At 69.0% G+C, this 23,505-nt stretch carries 20 protein-coding genes and 1 tRNA gene; 13 read left to right on the top strand and 8 right to left on the bottom strand.

Features of this window, described 5'->3' with window-relative positions; all coding sequences use genetic code 11:
* A partial coding sequence (locus ACFU99_RS05560; protein WP_384386197.1) for a 5'-3' exonuclease H3TH domain-containing protein occupies window positions 1-824 on the bottom strand: 824 nt, incomplete at its 3' end.
* Between the two features lie 217 nt (window positions 825-1,041).
* Between ACFU99_RS05560 and ACFU99_RS05555 the strand changes: the two genes are divergently transcribed.
* From ACFU99_RS05555 to ACFU99_RS05515, 9 genes are all read left to right on the top strand, one after another.
* Window positions 1,042-3,348, top strand: coding sequence for an FdhF/YdeP family oxidoreductase (locus ACFU99_RS05555; protein ID WP_384386194.1), 2,307 nt, complete (start codon window positions 1,042-1,044; stop codon window positions 3,346-3,348).
* An 85-nt stretch (window positions 3,349-3,433) separates the two neighbouring features.
* On the top strand, window positions 3,434-3,928 hold the full coding sequence (locus tag ACFU99_RS05550) for a PaaI family thioesterase (RefSeq protein WP_384386191.1): 495 nt from the start codon (window positions 3,434-3,436) through the stop codon (window positions 3,926-3,928).
* A 133-nt stretch (window positions 3,929-4,061) separates the two neighbouring features.
* Window positions 4,062-4,475, top strand: coding sequence for a hypothetical protein (locus ACFU99_RS05545; protein ID WP_384386188.1), 414 nt, complete (start codon window positions 4,062-4,064; stop codon window positions 4,473-4,475).
* Window positions 4,476-4,515: 40 nt separating this feature from the next.
* Complete coding sequence (locus tag ACFU99_RS05540) at window positions 4,516-5,151, top strand: Tat pathway signal sequence domain protein (protein WP_384386185.1); 636 nt, start codon at window positions 4,516-4,518, stop codon at window positions 5,149-5,151.
* Window positions 5,152-5,433: 282 nt separating this feature from the next.
* Window positions 5,434-6,666 carry a branched-chain amino acid ABC transporter substrate-binding protein gene (locus ACFU99_RS05535; protein ID WP_384386183.1) on the top strand — a complete coding sequence of 411 codons (1,233 nt, stop codon included), beginning with the start codon at window positions 5,434-5,436 and terminating at the stop codon, window positions 6,664-6,666.
* 94 nt (window positions 6,667-6,760) lie between these two features.
* Window positions 6,761-7,693, top strand: a complete 933-nt coding sequence (locus tag ACFU99_RS05530; protein WP_384386180.1) for a branched-chain amino acid ABC transporter permease — start codon at window positions 6,761-6,763, stop codon at window positions 7,691-7,693.
* A gap of 5 nt (window positions 7,694-7,698) precedes the next feature.
* Window positions 7,699-9,528, top strand: coding sequence for a branched-chain amino acid ABC transporter permease (locus tag ACFU99_RS05525; RefSeq protein WP_384386177.1), 1,830 nt, complete (start codon window positions 7,699-7,701; stop codon window positions 9,526-9,528).
* Between the two features lie 5 nt (window positions 9,529-9,533).
* Window positions 9,534-10,421: an ABC transporter ATP-binding protein gene (locus ACFU99_RS05520; RefSeq protein ID WP_384386174.1), complete on the top strand. Its 888-nt coding sequence runs from the start codon at window positions 9,534-9,536 to the stop codon at window positions 10,419-10,421.
* A complete protein-coding gene (locus tag ACFU99_RS05515; RefSeq protein WP_384386171.1) occupies window positions 10,418-11,134 on the top strand; it encodes an ABC transporter ATP-binding protein in 717 nt (238 codons plus the stop codon). Before ACFU99_RS05520 ends, ACFU99_RS05515 begins: the two co-directional genes overlap by 4 nt.
* Before the next feature lie 70 nt (window positions 11,135-11,204).
* Here ACFU99_RS05515 and ACFU99_RS05510 read toward each other — a convergent pair whose 3' ends face one another.
* Window positions 11,205-11,855: an ANTAR domain-containing response regulator gene (locus tag ACFU99_RS05510; protein ID WP_384386168.1), complete on the bottom strand. Its 651-nt coding sequence runs from the start codon at window positions 11,853-11,855 to the stop codon at window positions 11,205-11,207.
* 98 nt (window positions 11,856-11,953) lie between these two features.
* On the opposite strand from ACFU99_RS05510, the gene ACFU99_RS05505 reads away from it, so the two are divergent.
* Both ACFU99_RS05505 and ACFU99_RS05500 read left to right on the top strand, forming a co-directional pair.
* A tRNA-Leu gene (locus tag ACFU99_RS05505) sits at window positions 11,954-12,026 on the top strand.
* Between the two features lie 108 nt (window positions 12,027-12,134).
* Window positions 12,135-12,902, top strand: a complete 768-nt coding sequence (locus tag ACFU99_RS05500; protein ID WP_384386166.1) for a transcriptional regulator — start codon at window positions 12,135-12,137, stop codon at window positions 12,900-12,902.
* A gap of 14 nt (window positions 12,903-12,916) precedes the next feature.
* On the opposite strand, the gene pyk is transcribed toward ACFU99_RS05500, so the two are convergent.
* From pyk to ACFU99_RS05480, 4 genes are all read right to left on the bottom strand, one after another.
* Complete coding sequence (gene pyk / locus ACFU99_RS05495) at window positions 12,917-14,353, bottom strand: pyruvate kinase (protein ID WP_384386163.1); 1,437 nt, start codon at window positions 14,351-14,353, stop codon at window positions 12,917-12,919.
* A 133-nt stretch (window positions 14,354-14,486) separates the two neighbouring features.
* Window positions 14,487-15,188, bottom strand: coding sequence for an SIMPL domain-containing protein (locus ACFU99_RS05490; protein ID WP_384386161.1), 702 nt, complete (start codon window positions 15,186-15,188; stop codon window positions 14,487-14,489).
* A 59-nt stretch (window positions 15,189-15,247) separates the two neighbouring features.
* Window positions 15,248-16,690 (bottom strand): lysine N(6)-hydroxylase/L-ornithine N(5)-oxygenase family protein, encoded by a 1,443-nt coding sequence (locus ACFU99_RS05485; RefSeq protein WP_384386158.1) that lies wholly within the window; start codon window positions 16,688-16,690, stop codon window positions 15,248-15,250.
* Window positions 16,668-18,101, bottom strand: a complete 1,434-nt coding sequence (locus ACFU99_RS05480) for a pyridoxal phosphate-dependent decarboxylase family protein (protein WP_384386155.1) — start codon at window positions 18,099-18,101, stop codon at window positions 16,668-16,670. Before ACFU99_RS05480 ends, ACFU99_RS05485 begins: the two co-directional genes overlap by 23 nt.
* 217 nt (window positions 18,102-18,318) lie before the next feature.
* Between ACFU99_RS05480 and atpF the strand changes: the two genes are divergently transcribed.
* Window positions 18,319-18,864 carry a F0F1 ATP synthase subunit B gene (atpF, locus tag ACFU99_RS05475; RefSeq protein ID WP_384386153.1) on the top strand — a complete coding sequence of 182 codons (546 nt, stop codon included), beginning with the start codon at window positions 18,319-18,321 and terminating at the stop codon, window positions 18,862-18,864.
* 113 nt (window positions 18,865-18,977) lie between these two features.
* On the opposite strand, the gene pepN is transcribed toward atpF, so the two are convergent.
* Window positions 18,978-21,506: an aminopeptidase N gene (pepN, locus tag ACFU99_RS05470; protein ID WP_384386150.1), complete on the bottom strand. Its 2,529-nt coding sequence runs from the start codon at window positions 21,504-21,506 to the stop codon at window positions 18,978-18,980.
* Between the two features lie 93 nt (window positions 21,507-21,599).
* Between pepN and ACFU99_RS05465 the strand changes: the two genes are divergently transcribed.
* Window positions 21,600-22,781: an amidohydrolase gene (locus ACFU99_RS05465; RefSeq protein WP_384386146.1), complete on the top strand. Its 1,182-nt coding sequence runs from the start codon at window positions 21,600-21,602 to the stop codon at window positions 22,779-22,781.
* Between the two features lie 85 nt (window positions 22,782-22,866).
* Here the strand turns inward: ACFU99_RS05465 and ACFU99_RS05460 are convergent, their stop codons facing one another.
* The gene (locus ACFU99_RS05460) at window positions 22,867-23,238 is read right to left on the bottom strand and encodes a chorismate mutase (protein ID WP_384386143.1); all 372 of its coding nucleotides are present in this window, start codon (window positions 23,236-23,238) and stop codon (window positions 22,867-22,869) included.
* Window positions 23,239-23,505: the final 267 nt, after the last annotated feature.

The raw sequence follows: 23,505 nt of genomic DNA, 5'->3' as shown, positions 1-23,505 counted from the left end.
GCGTTGCGGATTTCCAGGCCCTCCAGGAACACCGTCAGCGCCTGCCGGTCGTACGGCTCGCGGGCCAGCTCCGGCGGCCCGCACGGCAGCTCCACGTCGAGGATCATCTCCGTCAGCCGGCGGTTGAGCTTCACGGCCTCCAGGTGGTCGCGGAGGTTCTGCCCGGCCTTGCCCTTGACCTCGTCCACCCGCTCCACCAGCTCGGCGAACGAACCGAACTGGTTGATCCACTTCGCGGCGGTCTTCTCGCCCACCCCCGGGATGCCCGGCAGGTTGTCCGACGGGTCGCCGCGCAGCGCCGCGAAGTCCGGGTACTGCTGCGGCGTGAGCCCGTACTTCTCGACGACCTTCTCCGGCGTGTAGCGCGTCAGCTCCGAGACGCCCTTCGTCGGATACAGCACCGTGACATCGTCGGTGACCAGCTGGAAGGAGTCACGGTCGCCCGTGACGATCGACACCTCGAACCCCTCCGCCGTCGCCTGCTTCGCGAGCGTCGCGATGACGTCGTCGGCCTCGAAGCCCTCCACCGCGAACCGCTTCGCGCTCATCGCGTCGAGCATCTCGCCGATCAGCTCGACCTGCCCCTTGAACTCGTCCGGGGTCTTCGAGCGGTTCGCCTTGTACTCGGGGAACTCCTCCGACCGCCACGTCTTGCGCGACACGTCGAACGCCACCGCGAAATGCGTGGGCGCCTCGTCGCGCAGCGTGTTCGCCAGCATCGACGCGAAGCCGTACACCGCGTTCGTCGGCTGCCCCGTCGAGGTCGTGAAATTCTCCACGGGCAGCGCGAAGAACGCCCGGTACGCCATGGAGTGCCCGTCCATCAGGAGCAGACGGGGGCGGCCTCCCCCCGCTGCCTCGGTGCCGGTCGTTGCGCTCGTCTTCGATGCCTTTGCTGCCACGTCCCCGATCCTGCCACGCCCCACTGACAATGCCCGCCAATCCCCGCCGCACACGGCCTCGGCACCGCCGCTGTCAGCCCGCCGTGTCAGGATCTGTACAGCACCAAGGCCGCAGGCACACCGCCGAAGGGGAGCCGACATGGCAGGCAAACCGCCCGCAGGAGATCCGGTACAGGACGCGCCCGACGTCACCGCGCCACAGCACTCCGCCGCCGGGCTGCCGGCCGTCGCCCACTCGCTGCTCATGGCCCGGCAGCAGATGGGCGTGCGCCGCACCGCCCTCACCCTCCTCAAGGTCAATCAGAAGGACGGGTTCGACTGCCCCGGCTGCGCCTGGCCCGAGCCCGACCACCGGCACAAGGCCGAATTCTGCGAGAACGGCGCGAAGGCCGTCGCCGAGGAGGCGACGCTGCGCCGCGTCACCCCCGACTTCTTCGCCGCCCACCCCGTGGCCGACCTCGCGACCCGCAGCGGCTACTGGCTCGGCCAGCAGGGCCGCCTCACCCAGCCCATGTACCTGGCCGAAGGCGCCGAGCGCTACGAGCCGGTGCCCTGGGAGCGGGCCTTCGACATCATCGCCGAGGAGCTCACCGCCCTCGACTCCCCCGACGAGGCCGTCTTCTACACCTCCGGGCGCACCAGCAACGAGGCCGCCTTCCTCTACCAGCTCTTCGCCCGCGAATTCGGCACCAACAACCTGCCCGACTGCTCCAACATGTGCCACGAGTCCTCCGGCTCCGCGCTCACGGAGACCATCGGCGTCGGCAAGGGCAGCGTCCTCCTCGAAGACCTCTACAAGGCCGACCTGATCATCGTCGCCGGACAGAACCCCGGCACCAACCACCCCCGCATGCTCTCCGCCCTGGAGAAGGCCAAGCAGGGCGGCGCGAAGATCATCTCGGTCAATCCGCTGCCCGAAGCCGGCCTGGAGCGCTTCAAGAACCCCCAGAAGGCACGCGGCCTCGCAGGCGGCGGCACCTCGCTCACCGACCTCTTCCTCCAGATCCGGCTCGGCGGCGACCAGGCCCTCTTCCGCGCCCTCAACAAACTCATCCTGGAGACCGAGGGCGCCGTCGACCAGGACTTCATCGACGAACACACCCACGGCTTCGAGGAATTCGCCGAAGCCGCCCGCGCCGCCGACTGGGACGAGACCCTGGAGGCCACCGGCCTCCAGCGCGCCGAGATCGACCGCATGCTGCGCATGGTCCTCGACTCCCGGCGCACCATCGTCTGCTGGGCCATGGGCCTCACCCAGCACAAGCACTCCGTCCCCACCATCCAGGAAGTCGTCAACTTCCTCCTGCTGCGCGGCGACATCGGCCGCCCCGGAGCCGGCGTCTGCCCCGTACGCGGCCACAGCAACGTCCAGGGCGACCGCACCATGGGCATCTTCGAACGCCCCGCCCCCGCCTTCCTCGACGCCCTGGAGAAGGAATTCGGCTTCGCGCCGCCCCGCGCCCACGGCCTCGACGTCGTACGGGCCATCCGCGCGCTCCGCGACGGCGACGCGAAGGTCTTCTTCGCCATGGGCGGCAACTTCGTCTCCGCCACCCCCGACACCGACGTCACCGAGGCCGCGGTGCGCCGCGCCCGCCTCACCGTCCACGTCTCGACGAAACTCAACCGCTCCCACGCGGTGACCGGCGCCCGCGCCCTCATCCTGCCCACCCTCGGCCGCACCGAGCGCGACACTCAGGCCGGCGGCGACCAGTTCGTCACCGTCGAGGACTCCATGGGCATGGTCCACGCCTCCCGCGGCCGCCTGGAGCCCGCGGGGCCCCACCTGCTCTCCGAGCCCGCCATCGTCTGCCGCCTCGCGCGGAGCGTCCTCGGCCCCGAAAGCCGCGTCCCCTGGGACGCGTTCGAGAAGGACTACGGCACGATCCGCGACCGCATCGCCGCCGTCGTCCCCGGCTTCGAGGACTTCAACGCCAAGGTCGCCGAACCCGGCGGCTTCGCCCTGCCGCACGCCCCGCGCGACGCCCGCCGCTTCCCCACCGCCACCGGCAAGGCCAACTTCACCGCCGCCCCCGTCGAATACCCCAAGGTCCCCGAGGGCCGGCTGCTCCTTCAGACCATCCGCTCCCACGATCAGTACAACACCACCGTCTACGGCCTCGACGACCGCTACCGCGGCATCAAGAACGGCCGCCGCGTCGTCCTCGTCCACCCCGACGACGCCCGCGCCCGCGGCCTCGCCGACGGCTCGTACGCCGACCTCGTCGGCGAATGGACGGACGGCGCCGAACGCCGCGCACCCGGCTTCCGCGTCGTGTACTACCCCACCGCACGCGGCTGCGCGGCCGCCTACTACCCCGAGACCAACGTCCTGGTCCCCCTCGACCACACCGCCGACACCAGCAACACCCCCGCCTCGAAATCCGTGGTGGTGCGCCTGGAACCCACGCCCACGCCCGGCCCCGGCCTCCAGGACCCGGCCTGACCGCTCACCGGGCCGCCTGGTAATACTTCCGGCAAGAAAGCCGTTGCCACATCAACGACCGAAGGACGATCGGAGCCTCGACCCCATGGGCGAACAGAGCCGGACCACGTTCCCACAACAAGTCCTGGACCAGTGGGCCGACAGCGGCCTCGACCTGTCCCTGATGATGACCGCCGGACACCTCGGCGACCGCATGAGCGTCCAGATCGTCCATGCCTCCCCCGAGCGCGTGGTCGCCACCATGCCCGTCGAAGGCAACACCCAGCCCTACGGCCTGCTGCACGGCGGCGCCTCCGCCGTACTCGCCGAAACCATCGGCTCCGTCGGCTCGATGCTGCACGGCGGCCCCACCAAGATCGCCGTGGGCGTCGACCTCAACTGCACCCACCACCGCAGCGCCCACTCCGGACTCGTCACCGGCGTCGCCACCCCCGTACACCGCGGCCGCTCCACCGCCACGTACGAGATCGTCATCACCGACGAGAACGACAAGCGCGTCTGCACCGCCCGCCTCACCTGCCTGCTCCGCGACGCGCCGCCCGCCCCGAACGGCGAAACCGGCACGGCGACCGGCAGCTGACGAAGGGAGGAGCCCGGTCGCGGGAGGCCGGGCTCCTCCCCACAGGCCCCTCCCGAAGCGCCCCGCCCCATACAGCGGCCCGAAGCCGCCGCCCCCGCTTCCCAGCCCCGCGAGGCAGCCCTACCGTGCCCCCATGAGGGCCCCGCCCCGCACCCCCGCACGGCCCGCCGCCGCCTGCGCACTGGCGCTCACCGCCGCGCTCGTCCTCACACTCGGCGGCTGCGACGACTCCACGCCCCACCGACCCCAGGCCACGACCACGGCCACACCCCCCTCTTCGCTCGTCCAAGCGTGTACCGACCTCATCTCCTACTGGGCCACGCAGGAACTCACCGGCAGCAAATGGGCCGGAATGGACTGGGAAGAGAAGGGAATGTCCAACGAACAGCGCGAGATCTACGACGACATCGTGCACGCCGCACACGCCGAACGGGACGCCCACGGCACGGACGCCGCACGCCGGCTGATCGAGCGCCAGGCCCAGCAGCGCTGCACCGCGAAGAACGGCGCGACCTGGAGCTCCGAGAACTGGCGCCCACCGGAATGACCGCGCCCCGCACCCGGCCGAGGCGACCGGCGAGCACCCGGTGAGCGGCATCGGCCCCGTAGAAGCCGGCGACGGCACAGCGCCCGCCGACGAACGCCCCGCACCCACACCCACCGGCATCAACCCGCGCCGCTGGTACGGGCGCGGGGCCACGCGCCCCGTACGCGCCCGCCGCACCGCCTACGCCCTGACAGCCGCCTGCGCGCTCGCCGCCGCGGCCGGCTACGGCTACCTCCACACCACCCGGCAGACCCCGCTGCCGCCGCCCCGGCCCAACCAGGTCACCGAGATCACCTACACCGGCCGCGTCACACCGCCCGACCGGTCGCGGCGGACCTTCGCCTACCAGCTCCGGATCACCGTCACCGACGGCCCCGCCGTGACCGTCGAATCCATCACCCAGCCCTACCCGGGCCTCACCATCACCACCCGGCCACGGCCGCCCTTCACCCTTCGCGCCACCGCCCACCGGTCCGTCACCGTCAGCTCCACGGTCACCCGCTGCGCCGGCCTTCCCCACGGTGTCGAACTCCCCTTCCTCGATGTAACGCTCCGTAGCATTCGCGCCATTCAGAACCAGAGCTTCCTCCTCGGCGAGAGCTACGCCCGCGATCTCTCGTCATCGCTCCGCGCCATCTGCGACCCGCAACGGGCCGCAACCGACGCAACTCCTTAACAGAACTGCGGAATCAAGCGATCCAGATCAGCGAAGAAATCATGATCCGCCCCAACCATCCGATTAGATCTTCTACACAAATCCCAAACAGTGATTCGCGTCATAACAAGACAGTCACAGCATGGACGACACCACTGCCCCAGCCCGCCGCACACCCTTATAGTCACGGCCAGTCACCACCCCGCCGGGCGGCTCGCACCTCAAGCACCGCACATTCCACACCCACCCGGCGAGCGATACGGCACCTCAGCAGAGGAGGCCGCGCCAGGGAAAGGAATCGACGTGCGACACCGTTCCTTGCTCATCCTCACCACCGCGCTCACCACAGGGGCCCTCACCCTGAGCGCCTGCGGATCCCGCGACGACAACAAGGGCAGCGACAACGGCGGCAAGAAGACCACCGTGACCATCGGCGTCGACGCCCCGCTGACCGGCTCCCTCTCCGCGATCGGCCAAGGAATCAAGAACTCCGTCGACCTCGCCGTCAAAACCGCCAACAAGAACAACGAGGTCAAAGGCGTAACCTTCAAGATCGAGCCGCTCGACGACCAGGCCGTGCCCGCCTCCGGCCAGCAGAACGCCACCAAACTCGCCGCCGACACCAGCGTCCTCGGCGCCGTCGGCCCCCTCAACTCCGGCGTCGCCCAGTCGATGCAGCGCGTCTTCGCCAACGCCAACCTCACCCAGGTGTCCCCCGCCAACACCAACCCCGCCCTCAGCCAGGGCGACAAATGGGGCCAGGGGAAGAAGAGCCGCCCCTTCAAGACCTACTTCCGCACCGCCACCACCGACATCATCCAGGGCCGCTTCGCCGCCCAATACCTCTACAACGACGCCAAAAAACGCAAGGCCTTCGTCGTCGACGACAAACAGACCTACGGCGCCGGCCTCGCCACCATCTTCAGCCAGGAATTCAAACGCCTCGGCGGACAAGTAGTCGGCACCGACCACCTCACCACCAAGGAAACCGACTTCTCCAGCACCGCCAACAAAATCAAGAACTCGGGCGCCGACTCCGTCTACTTCGGCGGCCAGTACCCCGAAGGCGGCCTCCTCTCCGGCCAGACCAAACGCGCCGGCGCCAACGTGCCCGTCATGGGCGGCGACGGCATCTACGACCCCGCCTTCATCAAAGCGGCAGGCGGCAACAACAACGGAGACCTCGCCACCTCCGTCGGCTACCCCGTACAGCAGCTCGACTCCGCCAAGACCTTCATCAAGGACTACGCCGCCCAGAACTACAAAGACCCCTACGCCGCATACGGCGGCTACTCCTACGACGCCGCCTGGGCCATCATCCAGTCCGTCAAGAAGGTCATGAACGACAACAACGGCAAACTCCCCAGCGACGCCCGCGGCAAAGTCGTCGACGCCATGTCCACCGTCTCCTTCCAAGGCGTCACCGGCAAAGTCTCCTTCGACCAGTACGGAGACACCACCAACAAACAACTCACCGTCTACACCGTCAAAGACGGCAAATGGACGACCGTGAAGAGCGCCACCTTCAAGGAATGACCACCGCACCGCCCCGCCACAGCACCCCCGCGCGAGGGCGCCACCAGCGCCCCCGCGCGGCGTCACATCCGACACCCGCATCGGAGGCCCCGCGGTGCACGAACTACCCCAGACACTCATCACCGGCCTGGCCCTCGGCGCCACCTACGGGCTGATCGCCATCGGCTACACCATGGTCTACGGCATCATCCAGCTCATCAACTTCGCCCACGGCGAGATCGTCATGGTCGGCGGCTTCGGCGCCCTCACCATCTGGCTCTGGCTCCCCAGCAACACCGCCCTCACCCTCGCCATCCCCCTCATGGTCATCGGCGCCGTCATCGCCTCCGTCGGCGTCGCCACCGCCGCCGAACGCTTCGCCTACCGCCCCCTGCGCGGCGCCCCCCGACTCGCCCCCCTCATCACCGCCATCGGACTCTCCCTGGCCCTCCAGCAAATCGTCTGGAGCTTCTACCCCAACGCCAAAAAAGCCCGCAGCTTCCCCCAGATCAGCGGTGACTCCTTCCAACTCGCCGGCGACCTCCACCTCCAGCGCAACGACATCTTCGTCCTCATCGCCGCGCCCGTCTGCATGGCCGCCCTCGGCCTGTTCATCGCCAACAGCCGCACCGGCCGCGCCATGCAGGCCACCGCCCAGGACCCCGACACCGCGAAGCTCATGGGCATCAACACCGACCGCATCATCGTCCTCGCCTTCGCCATCGGCGGCGGATTCGCCGGCGTCGCGGGCGTCGCCTACGGACTGCGCATCGGACAGGTCGACGTCCTCATGGGCTTCATCCTCGGCCTCAAAGCCTTCACCGCGGCCGTACTCGGCGGCATCGGCAACATCTACGGAGCCATGCTCGGCGGCGTCGTCCTCGGCCTCGCCGAAGCCCTCACCATCACCTACGTCCAGGACATCCCCGGCATGCAGCAGCTCGGCGGCGGCGGCTGGGCCAACGTCTGGGCCTTCGTCCTCCTCATCGCCGTACTCCTGCTGCGGCCCCAAGGACTCCTCGGCGAACGCGTAGCGGATCGGGCGTGACAGCGATGACCACACCAACCCACACCGAAACCACCCCCGTCATCCCCCTCCCCCTCAGCACCGCCCGCATCATCACCGCCGCCGGAGCCGCCCTCACCGTCCTCTCCACCTTCCTCGCCTGGACCTGGACCACCGACTTCCCCGGCGACCTCACCGTCACCGGCTACCCCGGCGGCCTCCAAATCCTCACCCTCGTCGGCGGCATCCTCACCCTCGCCTTCGCGCTCTCCGCCTGGAACACCCCCGGCCTCACCTGGCTCACCCCGGCAGGCGGCAACAACGCCACCGCCTACCTCGCCGCAGGCACCCTCGCCACCACCTGGTACACCCTCATCGCCATCGCCGACCAACTCGGCGGCCTCGCCAACCTCGAACCCGGCGGCTACATCGCGGCCGTCACCACCCTGACCGCCCTCCTCGGCGCCCTCGCCCAACCCATCGACCGACGCACCGCCGCCTCATTTCCCCAGCACGGCCGACTCCACACCGGTGCCCTCGGCACGGCCCTCCACGGCATCTACCGGACCGTACGCCCCGGCCGCACCCCGCGCCCCCTACGCCCCGCGCGCCCCCTCCCCACCTGGGCCGAAATCCTCATCATCGCCGCCTCATTCGGCATCGCCCTCTACACCACCACCTACGGCATCGACACCGAATACGGCGAACTCTTCACCGGATTCCTCATCCTCGTCGTCTTCGCCGCCGCCGCACTCTTCAAAGCCGGCCTCGTCGCCCGGCTCACAGCCCTCACCAACAAACACCGCAACATCACCATCACCGCCGCATTCATCGCCGCGGCAGCATTCCCCTTCACCCAGAAAACCGACCAATACACCCTCATCGCCGTCAACATCCTCATCTTCGCGACCGTCGCCCTCGGCCTCAACGTCGTCGTCGGCCTCGCCGGCCTCCTCGACCTCGGATACGTCGCATTCCTCGGCGTCGGCGCCTACACCGCCGCCCTCGTCTCCGGCTCCACCGCCTCCACCTTCGACATCCACTTCCCCTTCTGGGCAGCCGCCCTCACCGGCGCCGCCGCCTCACTCGTCTTCGGCGTCATCATCGGCGCCCCCACCCTGCGCCTGCGCGGCGACTACCTCGCCATCGTCACCCTCGGATTCGGAGAAATCTTCCGCATCACCGTCGGAAACCTCGACGGCGAATCCGGCCCATCCGTCACCAACGGCCCCAACGGAATCCCCAACATCCCCGACCTCGAAATCTTCGGCTACTCATTCGGAAAATCCCACGACGTCGCCGGAATCACCCTCGCCCCCTTCGCCAACTACTACCTGCTCATGCTCCTCATCACCATCGTCGTCGTCCTCGTCTTCAACCGCGCCGGAAACTCCCGCATAGGCCGCGCCTGGATAGCCATCCGCGAAGACGAAACCGCCGCCACCGCCAGCGGCATCAACAGCTTCCGCCTCAAACTCCTCGCCTTCGCCCTCGGCGCCACCCTCGCCGGACTCGCCGGCACCGTACAAGCCCACGTCACCTCCACCGTCGTACCCGAGCAATACGTCTTCGCCGGCCCCGTACCCCCCAACTCCGCATTCCTCCTCGCCGCCGTCATCCTCGGCGGAATGGGCACCATCACCGGCCCCCTCCTCGGCGCCGCCCTCCTCTACCTCATCCCCGCCAAACTCCAATTCCTCCAGGACTACCAACTCCTCGCCTTCGGCATCGCCCTCATCCTCCTCATGCGACTGCGCCCCGAAGGAATCATCCCCAACCGCCGCCAGCAGCTCGAATACCACGACACCGGCCAACTCGACGTCCCCGACCGCGACCTACCGCCCGGCACCGTCGGCGTCACCAAGGCAGGGGCGTGACAGCCATGACCACCACGACCACCACCGACACGCCCGTCCTCACCGCCACCGGCGTCACCATGCGCTTCGGCGGACTCACCGCCGTACGCGCCGTCGACCTCAGCGTCCACCCCCACGAAATCGTCGGCCTCATCGGCCCCAACGGCGCCGGAAAAACCACCTTCTTCAACTGCCTCACCGGCCTCTACGTACCCACCAGCGGAAAAGTCGCCTACAAAAACACCGCCCTCCCCCCGAAACCCCACCTCGTCGCCAAAGCAGGCATCGCCCGCACCTTCCAGAACATCCGCCTCTTCGCCAACATGACCGTCCTCGAAAACGTCCTCGTCGGCCACCACACCCAAACCAAAGAAGGACTCTTCTCCGCACTGCTCCGCGGCCCCGCCTTCCGCCGCGCCGAAGCCGCCTCCACCCAACGCGCCCAAGAACTCCTCGAATTCACCGGCCTCACCCCCAAAGCCGACCACCTGGCCCGCAACCTCCCCTACGGCGAACAACGAAAACTGGAGATCGCCCGCGCACTCGCCGGCAACCCCGGACTCCTCCTCCTCGACGAACCCACCGCCGGAATGAACCCCCAGGAAACCCGCACCACCCAACAACTCGTCTTCGCCATCCGCGACCAAGGCACCGCCGTCCTCGTCATCGAGCACGACATGCGCTTCATCTTCAACCTCTGCGACCGCGTCGCCGTCCTCGTACAAGGCGAAAAACTCACCGAAGGCACAACCGACGCCGTACAAGCCGACGAACGCGTCATCGCCGCCTACCTCGGCACCCCCTTCGAAGGCGCACCCGGAGCCGAGGAAATCGCAGAAGTCGAAGCCGCCGAAGCCGAAGCCGAAGCCGCAACGCCACCGGACACCGTCGCCCGCCCGGAGGACCACCAGTGACCGCACTCCTCGAAGTGGACGACCTCAAAGTCGCCTACGGCAAAATCCAAGCCGTCAAAGGCATATCCTTCACCGTCGACACAGGCCAGGTCGTCACCCTCATCGGCACCAACGGAGCCGGAAAAACCACCACCCTGCGCACCATCTCCGGACTCCTCGCCCCCCAGAGCGGCACCATCACCTTCGACGGCCGACCACTCACCGGCACACCCGCCCACCAAATCGTCGCCCGCGGCCTCGCCCACTCACCCGAAGGCCGCCGCATATTCCCCCGGCTCACCGTCGCCGAAAACCTGCAACTCGGCGCGTTCCTCCGAAAAAACCCCACCGAAATCAATCAGGACGCCGAACGCGCCTACGAACTCTTCCCCATACTCGGCGAACGCCGCAAACAAGCAGCCGGCACCCTCTCCGGCGGCGAACAACAAATGCTCGCCATGGGCCGGGCCCTCATGTCCCGTCCCAAACTCCTCATGCTCGACGAGCCGTCCATGGGGCTCTCGCCCATCATGATGCAGAAAATCATGGAGACCATCGCCGAACTCAAAGCCACCGGCACCACCATCCTGCTCGTCGAACAGAACGCCCAGGCAGCCCTCTCCCTCGCCGACTACGGCCACGTCATGGAAATCGGCGCCATCGTCCTCTCCGGCACCGGCGAACACCTGCTCCACGACGAATCCGTACGCAAGGCATACCTCGGCGAGGACTGAACATCGCGGCCACGTGGAAACCGCCTCACCGCCCCGCCGCAGCCACACATGCGGGGCACGAAACTTTCCCCTACTCCCCCTTGGACGCCTTCTTCTCCTCGGCGTCCTCGATCACGGCCTCGGCCACCTGCTGCATGGACAGCCTGCGGTCCATCGACGTCTTCTGAATCCACCGGAAGGCCGCGGGCTCCGTCAGCCCGTACTGCGTCTGCAACACGCTCTTCGCCCGGTCCACCAGCTTGCGCGTCTCCAGCCGCTGCGACAGGTCCGCGACCTCGCGCTCCAGCGCCCGCAGCTCCGCGAACCGCGAAACCGCCATCTCGATGGCCGGCACCACGTCGCTCTTGCTGAACGGCTTCACCAGATACGCCATGGCCCCGGCGTCCCGCGCCCGCTCCACCAGTTCGCGCTGCGAGAAGGCCGTGAGCATCAGTACGGGCGCGATGGACTCCGCGGCGATCCGCTCCGCGGCGGAGATCCCGTCGAGTACGGGCATCTTCACGTCGAGGATGACGAGGTCGGGCTTGTGCTCCTGGGCCAGGGCGACGGCGGTCTCCCCGTCACCGGCTTCGCCGACGACGCTGTAGCCCTCTTCCTCCAGCATCTCTTTGAGATCGAGCCGGATCAGGGCCTCGTCCTCCGCGATGACGACGCGGGTCGTCAGCGGGGGGACGTGCGACTGCTCGTCGTCGGCATGCGGCTGGGGCTCGGCGGCGGTCACGGGACTCCTCGTTCCAGACAGGCGGTGCCCCATGAGCCTACCTAGCTCCTGTATGTTTGATACAACGCGGTTCTCCGCTAGCCTGCGTTTCATAGGAAGCCTCGGTAGTCCAGCGGCAGAGACACGGTGCTCAAACCACCGACAGCGTGGGTTCGAATCCCACCCGAGGCACTTTACCTTTAATTCCAAGGTTCGCGAACGATTGGCGATCTTCACTCGTCACGGTGAACAGGCGACGATTAGGCTCCCGTCGACAAGGGCCCCGCCAATCTCGTCCATATGTACGACATCGATACGCGCAGGCGCGCGCTCGCACTCGTCGGCCAAGGTCGCAGCCTCAACTCCGTCAGCCGGGAGACCGGAATATCCCGGTTTGCACTCCGTAGCTGGCATACGCGAATCGAGCCCCTCCCCCGCGTACGTCCGGTCGACTGTCCCCGCTGCGACGGAACGGCACTCGATGAAGCCGCGTACTCCTATCTGCTCGGCCTCTATCTCGGAGACGGCTGTATCAGCCCCCAGCCGCGCGGCGGCCACCAACTGCGCATCGCTTGCTCCGATGCCTGGCCGGGCCTCATCGACGCCTGCCACAGCGCGATCCTGGCCGTACGCCCCTCTCTGCGCGCCTACTCGCTCCAACGGAAAGGGTGCGTGACGGTGACCAGCTACGGCAGGCACTGGCCCTGCCTGTTCCCTCAGCATGGCCCTGGCAGGAAACACGATCGCCGCATCGCCCTCGAACCATGGCAGCGGCAGATTGTCGACGCCCATCCCTGGGAGTTTCTGCGCGGCCTGATCCACTCCGACGGGTGCCGCATCACCAACTGGGCCACCCGCCTCGTAGGCGGCGAGCGCAAACGCTATGAATATCCGCGCTACTTCTTCACCAACAAGTCCGAGGACATCCTGGGACTCTGCACCGACGCATTCGACAAGGTCGGCGTCGAATGGAAGATGACGCGGCGCGGAGGCGGACCGGCCAACGTCTCCGTAGCCCGCCGCGCCTCCGTAGCCCTCATGGATCAGCACATCGGACCGAAGTACTGACCTGACGCACTGGCCTACTTCTTCGGTGAATCGTCCTCGCCGATGTGGTGCACGCGCACCAGGTTGGTCGAGCCGGGGACCCCTGGCGGGGAGCCCGCCGTGATGATGACCACGTCCCCCTTCTGGCAGCGGCCGATGCGCAGGAGGTGTTCGTCGACCTGCTGGACCATTTGGTCGGTGTTCTCGGCTCGGGGGCCGAGGAACGTCTCGACTCCCCAGGTGAGGTTGAGCTGGGAGCGGGTGGCGGGTTCCGGGGTGAAGGCGAGGAGGGGGATCGGGGAGCGGTAGCGGGAGAGGCGGCGGACGGTGTCGCCGCTCTGGGTGCAGGCTACGAGGTATTTGGCTCCGAGGAAGTCGCCGATTTCGGCTGCGGCGCGGGCTACGGCGCCGCCCTGGGTGCGGGGTTTGCTGCGTTCGGTGAGGGGTGGGAGTCCTTTGAGGAGGACGTCTTCCTCGGCCGCTTCGACGATGCGGCTCATGGTTTTGACGGTTTCGACGGGGTATTTGCCGACGCTGGTTTCGCCGGAGAGCATGACGGCGTCGGTGCCGTCGATGACGGCGTTGGCGACGTCGGAGGCTTCGGCGCGGGTGGGCCGGGATGAGTCGATCATGGAGTCGAGCATCTGGGTGGCGACGATGACCGGCTTGGCGTTGCGCTTGGTGAGTTTGATGGCGCGTTTTTGGACGATGGGCACGGATTCGAGCGGCATTTCGACGCCGAGGTCGCCGCGGGCGACCATGATGCTGTCGAAGGCGTCGACGATGCCTTCGAGGTTGTCGACGGCCTGGGGTTTTTCGATTTTGGCCATGACGGGGAGGCGTCGGCCTTCTTCGTCCATGATGCGGTGGACGTCGAGGATGTCGTCGGCGCTGCGGACGAAGGAGAGGGCGATCATGTCGGCGCCGGCGTGGAGGGCCCAGCGGAGGTCTTCGACGTCTTTTTCGGAGAGGGCGGGGACGGAGACGGCGACGCCCGGGAGGTTCAGTCCCTTGTGATCGGAGACCATGCCGCCTTCTATGACGATGGTCTTGACGCGGGGGCCGTCGACTTCGATGACTTCGAGGGTGACGCGGCCGTCGTCGACGAGGATGCGTTCGCCTCGGGTGACGTCGGCGGCGAGTCCTTCGTAGGTGGTGCCGCAGCGGTGGCGGTCGCCTTCGGTGGGTTCGACGGTGATGGTGAACTCGTCGCCGCGTTCAAGGAGTACGGGTCCTTCGCGGAAGCGGCCGAGTCGAATCTTCGGGCCTTGAAGGTCGGCGAGGATACCGACGTTGCGGCCGGTTTCTTCTGAGGCTTTGCGCACCCGGTGGTACCGCGCTTCATGGTCGGCGTAGGTGCCGTGGCTGAGGTTGAAGCGGGCGATGTCCATTCCTGCCTCGACGAGTGCCTTGATCTGCTCGTACGAGTCGGTGGCGGGTCCTAGGGTGCAGACGATTTTTGCTCGGCGCATGTCTCGACTCTATGACGTACTGATGGGTAGGGAATCTGCCGGTCGGGACAGGCCAACGGCCGTTGGGTTAAGGCTTGTTGACAAGTAGTGAAACGTGCGCGGGGGCGCTCTGATGAGCGATGCGCGGGTGGTTTCAGAGGGTGGGGCGGGTCATGGTGAAGCGGGCGTTGACCTGGGCGTAGACGTGCTGGCGTTGGGGTTCGAGGTCGAGGACGGGTTCGGGGTCGGCTCCGCCCCCGTATCCGGCCGCGGAGCGGGCGACGCCGGGAGGCCCGTACGCCATGGGGCCGGGGGGTGTGGGGGCGTCGGCTCCGATGTCGGCGAGTTCGAGGATGGCGTCGAGTCGCGCGCCGAGTGCGTCGGCGTATTCGCGGGCGCGTTGTACGGCTTCGTGGACGGCCTGGCGGCGGGCGGCGCGGTGGGCGGGTGAGTCGGGGCGCAGGCTCCACCAGGGGCCGTCGACGCGGGTGAGGTCGAGGGCGGTGAGGCGGGCGGTGAGTTCGCCGAGGGTGGTGAAGTCGCTGATGGTGGCGGTGGTGTGGACGTGGCCGTGGTACGCGTGGATGCGTTCGTGGCGGCCTTTTTCGGTGAGTTGGGGGGTGATGGTGAAGCTGCCGGTTTCGAGTTTTTCGATGGCGTGGTCGTAGGTCTTGAGCAGGTCGAGTACCTGGGTGTTGCGGCGGGTGAGGTCGTCGAGGGTGGTGCGGTGTTCGGTGCCGCGGGCGTTGACGGTGATGTCGAGGTGGGCGGTTTCGGGGTCGACTTCGAGGTGGGCTTCGCCGCGGACGGCGAGGCGGGGGGTTTCGGGGGTGCCGTACGGGAGGTGTTGGGTCATGGCTTCAGCCTCTCAGGTGCGGGGGCTGCGTGCCGGGGTTGTGGATGAGGGGTGCGGGGTCAGACCTTCAGGTGGTTTGCCGGTTCGGAGAGGGGCAGTGGCCTTCGGGTGGCGGGGGTGCGTGGCTGCTGTGGCGGGAGGCCGAAGGTGGTGAAGGCGGTGCGGTGTGGTTGGGGGTAGGGGGTGGTGTCGGTGAGGTTGTTGAGGATGGTGGCGCTGCGCCAGGCGGCGAGGCCGAGGTCGGGTGTGCCGGGTCCGTGGGTGTGGCGTTCGGCGTTCTGTACGTAGATGGCGCCTTTGATGCTGGGGTCGAGGGTGAGGCGTTGGTGTTCGTCGACGCGGGGGCGGCCTGCGCTGTCGCGGCGCAGGTAGGGGTCGAGGGGGGCGAGGAGGGCGTCGGTGGGGCGTTCGCGGTAGCCGGTGGCGAGGATGACGGCGTCGGTGGTGAGGCGGGTGCGGGTGCCTTGTTGGGTGTGGTCGAGGTGGAGTTCGATGCGGGTGGTGCCGACGCGGCCGGCGGTGCGGACGTTGACGCCGGGGGTGAGGACGGTGTCGGGCCAGCCGCCGTCGAGGGTGCGACGGTAGAGCTCGTCGTGGATGGCGGCGAGGGTCTGGGCGTCGATTCCTTTGTAGAGCTGCCATTGCTGGGGCAGGAGTTGGTCGCGTACGGGTTCGGGGAGTGCGTGGAAGTAGTGGGTGTAGTCGGGGGTGAATTGTTCGAGGCCGAGTTTGCTGTATTCCATGGGGGCGAAGGCGGGGGTGCGGGCGAGCCAGTGGATTTTTTCTTTTCCGGGTGGGCGGTGCAGGAGGAGGTCGAGGAAGATTTCGGCTCCTGATTGTCCGGAGCCGATGACGGTGATGTGGTCGGCGGTGAGGATTTTCTGTCGGTGGTCGAGGTAGTGGGCGGAGTGGATGACGGGGGTGGTGGGGGTTTCTGCGAGGGGGCGTAGCGGGGTGGGGATGTGGGGGGCGGTGCCGATGCCGAGGGCGAGGTTGCGGGCGTGGGCGCGGCCGAGGGCTTCGGCTTCGCCGTGGGTGTCGAGTTGGGTGTAGTCGATTTCGAAGAGGGTGCGTTCGGGGTTCCAGCGGATGGTGTCGATTTGGTGGTTGAAGTGGAGTCCGGTGAGGTTTTCGCTGACCCAGCGGCAGTAGGCGTTGTATTCGGTGCGGTGGATGTGGAATTTCTCGGAGAAGTAGAAGGGGTAGAGGCGTTGCTGGGTTTTCAGGTAGTTGAGGAAGGTCCAGGGGTTGGTGGGGTCGGTGAGGGTGACGAGGTCGGCGAGGAAGGGGACTTGGAGGGTGGTGTTGTCGATGAGGAGGCCGGGGTGCCAGGTGAAGTTGGGGCGTTGGTCGTAGAACGCGGTGTTGAGGTGGGTGAGGGGGTGGGCGAGGGCGGCTAGGGAGAGGTTGAAGGGGCCGATGCCGATGCCTGCGAGGTCGAGGGGTCGGTGGGGGGTTGAGGGTGGGGTCGGGGCGTGGTCAGGGGGTGGTGCGGTGGTCATCGGCGGGGGCGCCTTCCGGGGGTGGTGCGATGTGGTGGAGGAGTGCGTGCAGGTCGGCGGGGTGGGTGTGGGGGTTGAGGAGGGTGACTTTGCGCCAGCGGCCGGTGGGGGTGGTGGCGCGGCCGAGGACGGCACGGCCTTGGTGGAGGAGGCGGCGGCGGGTGTCGGCGATGGTGCGGGGGGTGGCGTTGGCGGGGCGGAAGAGGACGGTGCTGAGGGTGGGGCGGGAGTGGAGTTCGAGGGCGGGGTGGGCGTCGATGAGGTCGGCGAGGTGGTGGGCGGTGGCGCAGACGCCTTCGATGAGGTGGGCGAGGCCGTGGCGGCCGAGTGCGCGGAGGGTGACGGCGATTTTGAGGGTGTCGGGGCGGCGGGTGGTGCGGAGGGAGCGGCCGAGGAGGTCGGGGAGGCCGGCTTCGGTGTCGTCGTCGGCGTTGAGGTAGTCGGCGCGGTGGTCGAGGGGGTGGAGGGCGGTGGTGTCGGGGACGAGGAGGAGTCCTGCGGCGATGGGCTGCCAGCCGAGTTTGTGGAGGTCGAGGGTGATGGTGTGGGCGCGGTCGAGTCCGCTCAGGAGGGGGCGGAGGGTGTGGCTGAAGAGGAGGGGTCCGCCGTAGGCGGCGTCTACGTGGAGGGTGGCCCGGTGGGTGTGGCAGAGGGTGGCGATGGCGGGGAGGGGGTCGATTTGGCCGGTGTCGGTGGTGCCGGCGGTGGCGATGACGAGGAGGGGGCCGGTGTGGTGGGTGCGGGTGGTGGTGAGGGTTTCGTCGAGTTGGGCGGGGTCGATGGTGCCGGTGGGTGTGGGGATGGTGGTGGGGGCGGGGAGGCCGAGGAGCCAGGCGGCGCGGTGGATGCTGTGGTGGGCGTTGGCGCCGCAGATGACGCGCAGGGGTTGGGAGGAGGGTGTTTCGCGGGCGAGGAGGAGGGCGAGTTGGTTGGATTCGGTGCCGCCGGTGGTGATGAGGGCGTCGGGTGCGGGGCGGTCGGGGTAGGCGAGGGCGGCGAGGGCCCGGGTGGTGCGGGCTTCGAGTTGGGAGGCGGCGGGGGCCTGGTCCCAGGAGTCCATGGAGGGGTTGAGGGCGCTGGCGGCGAGGTCGGCGGCGGCCGCGACGGCGAGTGGGGGGCAGTGGAGGTGGGCGGCGCAGTGGGGGTGTGCGGGGTCGGCGGTTCCCGCGGTGAGGGTGTGGACGAGGGTGTGGAGGGCTTCGTGGGCGCCGGTGCCGGTTTCGGGGATGACGGGGTCGGTGGCGGCTCGTACGCGCTGGTCGACGGTGTCGGGGCCGCCGGCGGGGAGGGGGCCGTCGCGGGTGGCGGCGCCGTGGGTGAGGGCGTCGAGGACGGTGGCGAGGAGGGGGCGTAAGGCGTCGGGGCCTCGGGTGCCGCCGGCGAGGGCGCTGGTGGGGTCGGGGGCGGGCATGGGGGTGCCTCTTCGGGGTGCGGCGGTTGCGTGGGAGGGCTGCCCGTGTGGGGTGGGGGCGGGTGACAGCCGCATCAAGTTACTGGGTTCGTGCGATTTTCGGTTGTGTTCCGGTCATGGTTCGCCCAATGGGGGTACTGCCGTGCGGTGTAGGGCGGTTGAGTCTGCTAATGGGGTGCCGCGCGTGGGTGGGCGTGTTTCGACTAATCTTCGCGTCATGGACATTGCTATGGACATTGGTCCGCTCAAGCCGGAGCCCGTGCCGTTCGTCTTGGGGCTGGTTCTCTTCCTCCTGTTGTTCGCGGTGATGGCGAAGGTGCTGCTGCCGCGGATCGCGCGGGTGCTCGTGGAGCGGGAGAAGGCCACCGAGGGCCGGATCGAGGTGGCGGAGGCGACGCGTGCGGAGGCCGCGCGGGTCCATGCGGAGTACGAGGCGCTGTTGGCGGAGGCGCGTCATGAGGCGGCTCGGCTGCGGCAGGAGTCCGCTGAGCAGGGGACGGCGCTGATCGCGGAGTTGCGTGCCGAGGGGCAGCGGCAGCGTGAGGAGATCGTCGCGGCGGGGCATGCGGTGATCGACGCGGAGCGTGCGGTGGCCGAGGCGGAGCTGCGGGAGCAGGTGGGTTCGTTGGCCACGGAGCTGGCGGGCCGGATCGTGGGCGAGCCGGTGGAGGCTTTCGCGCGGGAGAGCGGTGTGGTGGAGCGGTTCGTGGCGGAGTTGCGGACGGCTCAGCCGTCGGACGCCGCGGACGAGTCGCGCGGCTGAGCCGGGGCGGCCGCCGCTGAGGGCGGCGCTGAGAGGGCGGGCTCCCGCACCCTTCGGGGTGGCGGGGGCCCTTTTCGTGTGCGGCGGTTCCCTCTGTGGTCGGTTTCTGGGGGTCAGTGGGTGGTGTCGCGGATGTTCAGGGCGCGTTTGAGGTCGTCGAGTTGGTCGCCGAGCCTGCGGCGCAGGGTGGGGGTGGGGCCGGTGGTGGTGAGGCATTCCTCGCCGAGGCGGAGGTTCTCGTGGGTGACGAGCGGGTGGGGGAAGGCGTGGGTGGCCGCGGAGACGGCGAGGGTGGTGCCGCGGCGGGTGGCGAGGGCTGTGGCGGCTGGGTAGTAGCGGGTGAGGTAGGGCTGTACGAGGTCGAGTTGTTCGGGTTGCCAGAAGCCTTGGGCGGTGGCGTTGAAGAGGTAGTTGGAGAGGTCGTCGGTTTCGAACAGGGCGTGCCAGGCGGTGGCTTTGGCGGTGGTGTCGGGGAGGGCGGCGTGGCAGCGGGCGGCGCCTTCGCGGCCGGTGGCGCTGGGGTCGCGGGCGAGTTCGGCGTCGATGTCGGCGGGGGTGGTGGCGCCGAGGACGGCGAGTCGGGTCAGGGCGCGCCAGCGGAGTTCGGGGTCGAGTGCGGGGCCGCCGGGGACGGCGCCTGCGTGGAGCCAGTCGTGGAGGGTGTCGGGGGTGGTGGCGCTGTCGATGAGGGTGCGTACGGCGGTGAGGCGGATTCCGTGGCCGCCGTTCTCGGTGCGGGTGAGGAGGTCGTGGCAGAGGTCGGTGAGGGTGGTGAGGGCGACGGGGCGGGCTTCGGTGGTGACGTAGTGGTCGGTGATGTGGGTGCGGGCGAAGGTGAGGACGGCGTGGGTGATGGGGGTGGTGGTCTCGTGGGGCAGGTGGGCGCGGGCGGCGTCGAGGTAGGCGGCGGGGGCGAGGGCGCCGTCGCGGACCATGTCGCGGGCCGCGTTCCAGACGGTGGCGCGGGTGAGGGGGTCGGGGAGGCCGGAGAGGTGGTGGAGGGCGGTGTCCCAGGAGTGGGGGTCGAGGCGGATTTTGGTGTAGGTGAGGTCGTTGTCGTTGAGGAGGACGAGGGCGGGGCGTCGGCCGGGGCGGGTGTGGCTATGGGTGGTGCCGTCGGCGGGGAGTTCGGTTTCGGGGCGTTCGCGGAGGGTGAGGCGGCGGGGGTCGGCAGGTGACTGGTCGTAGAGGCCGATGGCGAGGTGGTGGGGGCGGGTTCCGCGGTGGTGGACGGTCAGCTGCCAGTTGTCGGCAGCGTCGTCTGGGGATTCGGGGGTGATTTCGGGGACGAGGGTGTCGACTCCGGTGGTGCGGAGCCATGTGTCGGCCCAGCCGTGGACGTCGCGGTCACAGGCGTGGGCGAGGGAGTCGATGAAGTCGGCGAGGGTGGCGTTGGCGAAGCGGTGGCGGGCGAAGTGTTCGTTGATGCCGGCGAGGAAGTTCTTCTCGCCGAGCCAGGCGACGAGCTGGCGAAGGGCGCTGGCGCCTTTCGCGTAGGAGATGCCGTCGAAGTTGAGTTCGGCGGCGGCGGTGTCGAGGACGTCCTCGGGGGCGGGGGCGACGGGGTGGGTGGAGGGGCGCTGGTCGGCGTCGTAGCCCCAGGCTTTGCGGGCGGCGGCGAAGTCGGCCCAGGTGTCGGTGTACGGGGTGGCTTCGGTGAGGGTCTGGTAGCCCATGTATTCGGCGAAGGATTCGTTGAGCCAGATGTCGTCCCACCATTGGAGGGTGACGAGGTTGCCGAACCACATGTGGGCCATTTCGTGGGCGATGACCATGGCACGGGTCTGGCGTTCGGCGTCGGTGACGGCGGACCGGAAGACGAATTCGTCGCGGAAGGTGACGAGTCCGGGGTTTTCCATGGCGCCGGAGTTCAATTCGGGGACGAATGCCTGGTCGTAGGAGTCGAAGGGGTAGGGCTCGTCGAATTTCTGGTGGTAGCGGTCGAAGCAGCGGGTGGTGATGTCGAGGAGTTCCTCGGCGTCGGCGTCGAGGTGGGGGGCGAGGGACTGGCGTACGTGGATGCCGAAGGGGATGCCGCGGTGTTCGGTGCGTACGGAGTGCCAGGGGCCGGCGGCGACGGCCATGAGGTAGGTGCTGATCGGCGGGGTGGGGGCGATCTCCCAGTGGCCGTCGGCGGGGTCTCCGGTGCGGGTGGCGACGCCGTTGCCGAGGACGGTCCATTCCGGGGGCGCGGTGACGGTGGTGTGGAAGACGGCCTTGAGGTCGGGCTGGTCGAAGGCGGCGAAGACGCCGGGGGCGTCGGCGAGGCAGCACTGGGTGCAGAGGTAGACGGCCTGGTCGAGGGGGTCGGTGAAGCGGTGCATGCCTTCGCCGGTGTGGGAGTACGGCGGTTGGGCTTCGACGCGCAGTTCGTGTGCGCCGCGGGTGAGGCCGGTGAGGGGGTATCTGCCGGCTGAGGCGGCGGCCGGGTCGAGGTCGGTTCCGTCGAGGGTGACGCGGGTCAGGCCGCTGGCGGGCAGTTCGACGAAGGTGTCCGCGCCGTCTTCGCGCGCGTCGAAGCGGATGGTGCTGGTGGAGCCGAAGCGTTCCTCGCCGCGGGTGAGATCGAGGTGGACGGTGTAGCGGTGGACGTCGAGGAGGCGGGCGCGGGTCTGCGCTTCTTCGCGTGTGAGTACGGGCATGGGCTCATGGTGCCGCAGTCGGTGCGGAGGGGCATGGGGGTTTGGGGCAAGCTGTGGGCGTGGTTCTGTCCGCTTGGCCGTCTGGAGTTGACTATGTCTGTCGCCGCTGTGCGTGATCGTGCTCATGGCCTTGTGGAGGCCCGGATCGGGGAGTTCTCGGAGCGGTTGCTGGAGCTCGGTCGGGCTCTGCACGCGGAGCCGGAGCTGTCGTTCGAGGAGCATGCCTCGGCGGGGCGGCTCGCGGACCTGCTGGAGGGCGCCGGGTTCGTGGTGGAGCGGGGGGCGTACGGGCTGGAGACCGCGGTGGTCGGCTCGTATGGGAGCGGCGATCTGACGGTGGGGGTGTGCGCGGAGTACGACGCGCTGCCGGGGCTCGGGCACGCGTGCGGGCACAACGTGATCTGCGCGGCGGGCGCGGGTGCGGCGATCGGGCTGGCGGCCGCCGCCGATGTGCTGGGGATACGGGTGGTGTTGCTGGGGACGCCGGCGGAGGAGGCGGGCGGCGGGAAGGTGCTGATGCTGGAGCGCGGGGCGTTCGACGGCGTGACGGTCGCGATGATGGCGCATCCGGCGGGCCATGACGATGTGGACGCGCGGTCCTCGACGACGTCGGCCGCGCGTTTCGAGGTGACGTTCACGGGCCGCTCCGCGCACGCGGCGCAGGATCCGCAGTCGGGGGTGAACGCGGGCGACGCGGCGGTGGTGGCGCAGGTGGCCGTGGGGCTGCTGCGGCAGCAGTTGCCGGACGGCTATCGGGTGTCGGGGGTGGTGCGGGACGGCGGCGAGCGGTCGAACATCATCCCCGACCGTACGGTCCTGGAGTGGGACGTGCGGACGCCGACGGCCGAGGAGCTGGATCCGCTGAAGAAGCGGGTCCAGGCGTGTTTCGAGGGTGCGGCGATCGCGACGGGATGCTCGGTGGAGATCCGTCCGACCCAGCCCGACTATCTGGATCTGCGCAACGATCCGTGGCTCATGGGGGCGTACGCGGAGGGGCTGCGGGCCGCGGGCCGCACGCTGCCGCCGGCGGCGCCGGTGCGGCTGGGCGCGTCGACGGACATGGGCAACGTGACGCACGCGCTGCCGGCGATCCATCCGAGCATCGGCATCCTGGGCGCCGAGGGCTGGCCGCACACGCCGGAGTTCGCGCGGTGGACGGTGGGCGCGGCGGCGGACGACGCGGTGCTGGCGGCGGCGCGGGCGATGGCCTGGACCGGGGTGGCGGTGGCGGCCGACGCGGAGCGCCGCGCGCACTATCTGTCCGTACGGGGGTGACGGCGGTACGGGGGCGACGTCGGCGCGAAGGGTGACGGCCGTACGTGCGGGGCGGGGGTGGCCGTGCGGGCTCGGCCGGGGGCCGTCAGGAGCGGGCGATCGTCTCGTGGTGGCGGATCACCTCGGCGATGATGAAGTTGAGGAACTTCTCCGCGAAGGCGGGGTCGAGCTTGGCGTTCTCGGCGAGTTCGCGCAGGCGGGCGATCTGGCGGGATTCGCGGGCGGGGTCGGCGGGCGGGAGTTTGTGCTCGGCCTTGAGGTGACCGACCTGCTGGGTGCATTTGAAGCGCTCGGCCAGCATGTGGATCACGGCCGCGTCGATGTTGTCGATGCTGTCGCGGAGCCGGCCGAGCTCCGCGCGTACTGCCTCGTCGACGTCGACGGTGGTGTCCACGGCAGTGCCCGGGACGGTGTTTGTGGTGGTGCCCGTAGCGGTGTCGCTGTCGCTTTTCGTCATGGGCCCTGACCCTATGCGCCGGTACTGACAGGGCGCGGTGCGGGGGCCGGTGGTGTGCCGCGCGGCGCGTGAGGCACGCCGGTCCGCGGGCTCGTGGGGCCCGTCAGCGCGTGGAGCGGCGGCGGGCGAGGCGCAGTGCTCCGTACGCGCCGGTGCCCGCGACGAGTACGGCGGCGCCGGCGAGGACCGGGCGCGGGATGTCGTGGTGGTCGCGGACGTCCTGGCCGACGTCGACGGCCTGCTTGAGGGGGTTGGTGAAGGCCATGG

The organism is Streptomyces sp. NPDC057654 (assembly GCF_042800135.1).
Classification (GTDB): Bacteria; Actinomycetota; Actinomycetes; order Streptomycetales; family Streptomycetaceae; genus Streptomyces.
This window is presented reverse-complemented; position numbering and strand designations above follow the sequence as displayed.

Bases quoted from the DNA above. Each gene is read 5' to 3' on its own strand.
- ACFU99_RS05485 (WP_384386158.1), bottom strand. From the start codon at position 16,690: ATGACCACCGCACCACCCCCTGACCACGCCCCGACCCCACCCTCAACC.
- pyk (WP_384386163.1), bottom strand. From the start codon at position 14,353: ATGCGCCGAGCAAAAATCGTCTGCACCCTAGGACCCGCCACCGACTCG.
- ACFU99_RS05490 (WP_384386161.1), bottom strand. From the start codon at position 15,188: ATGACCCAACACCTCCCGTACGGCACCCCCGAAACCCCCCGCCTCGCC.
- ACFU99_RS05480 (WP_384386155.1), bottom strand. From the start codon at position 18,101: ATGCCCGCCCCCGACCCCACCAGCGCCCTCGCCGGCGGCACCCGAGGC.
- ACFU99_RS05545 (WP_384386188.1), top strand. From the start codon at position 4,062: ATGAGGGCCCCGCCCCGCACCCCCGCACGGCCCGCCGCCGCCTGCGCA.
- ACFU99_RS05465 (WP_384386146.1), top strand. From the start codon at position 21,600: ATGTCTGTCGCCGCTGTGCGTGATCGTGCTCATGGCCTTGTGGAGGCC.
- ACFU99_RS05500 (WP_384386166.1), top strand. From the start codon at position 12,135: ATGTACGACATCGATACGCGCAGGCGCGCGCTCGCACTCGTCGGCCAA.
- ACFU99_RS05460 (WP_384386143.1), bottom strand. From the start codon at position 23,238: ATGACGAAAAGCGACAGCGACACCGCTACGGGCACCACCACAAACACC.
- ACFU99_RS05550 (WP_384386191.1), top strand. From the start codon at position 3,434: ATGGGCGAACAGAGCCGGACCACGTTCCCACAACAAGTCCTGGACCAG.
- atpF (WP_384386153.1), top strand. From the start codon at position 18,319: ATGGACATTGCTATGGACATTGGTCCGCTCAAGCCGGAGCCCGTGCCG.
- ACFU99_RS05555 (WP_384386194.1), top strand. From the start codon at position 1,042: ATGGCAGGCAAACCGCCCGCAGGAGATCCGGTACAGGACGCGCCCGAC.
- ACFU99_RS05525 (WP_384386177.1), top strand. From the start codon at position 7,699: ATGACCACACCAACCCACACCGAAACCACCCCCGTCATCCCCCTCCCC.
- pepN (WP_384386150.1), bottom strand. From the start codon at position 21,506: ATGCCCGTACTCACACGCGAAGAAGCGCAGACCCGCGCCCGCCTCCTC.
- ACFU99_RS05520 (WP_384386174.1), top strand. From the start codon at position 9,534: ATGACCACCACGACCACCACCGACACGCCCGTCCTCACCGCCACCGGC.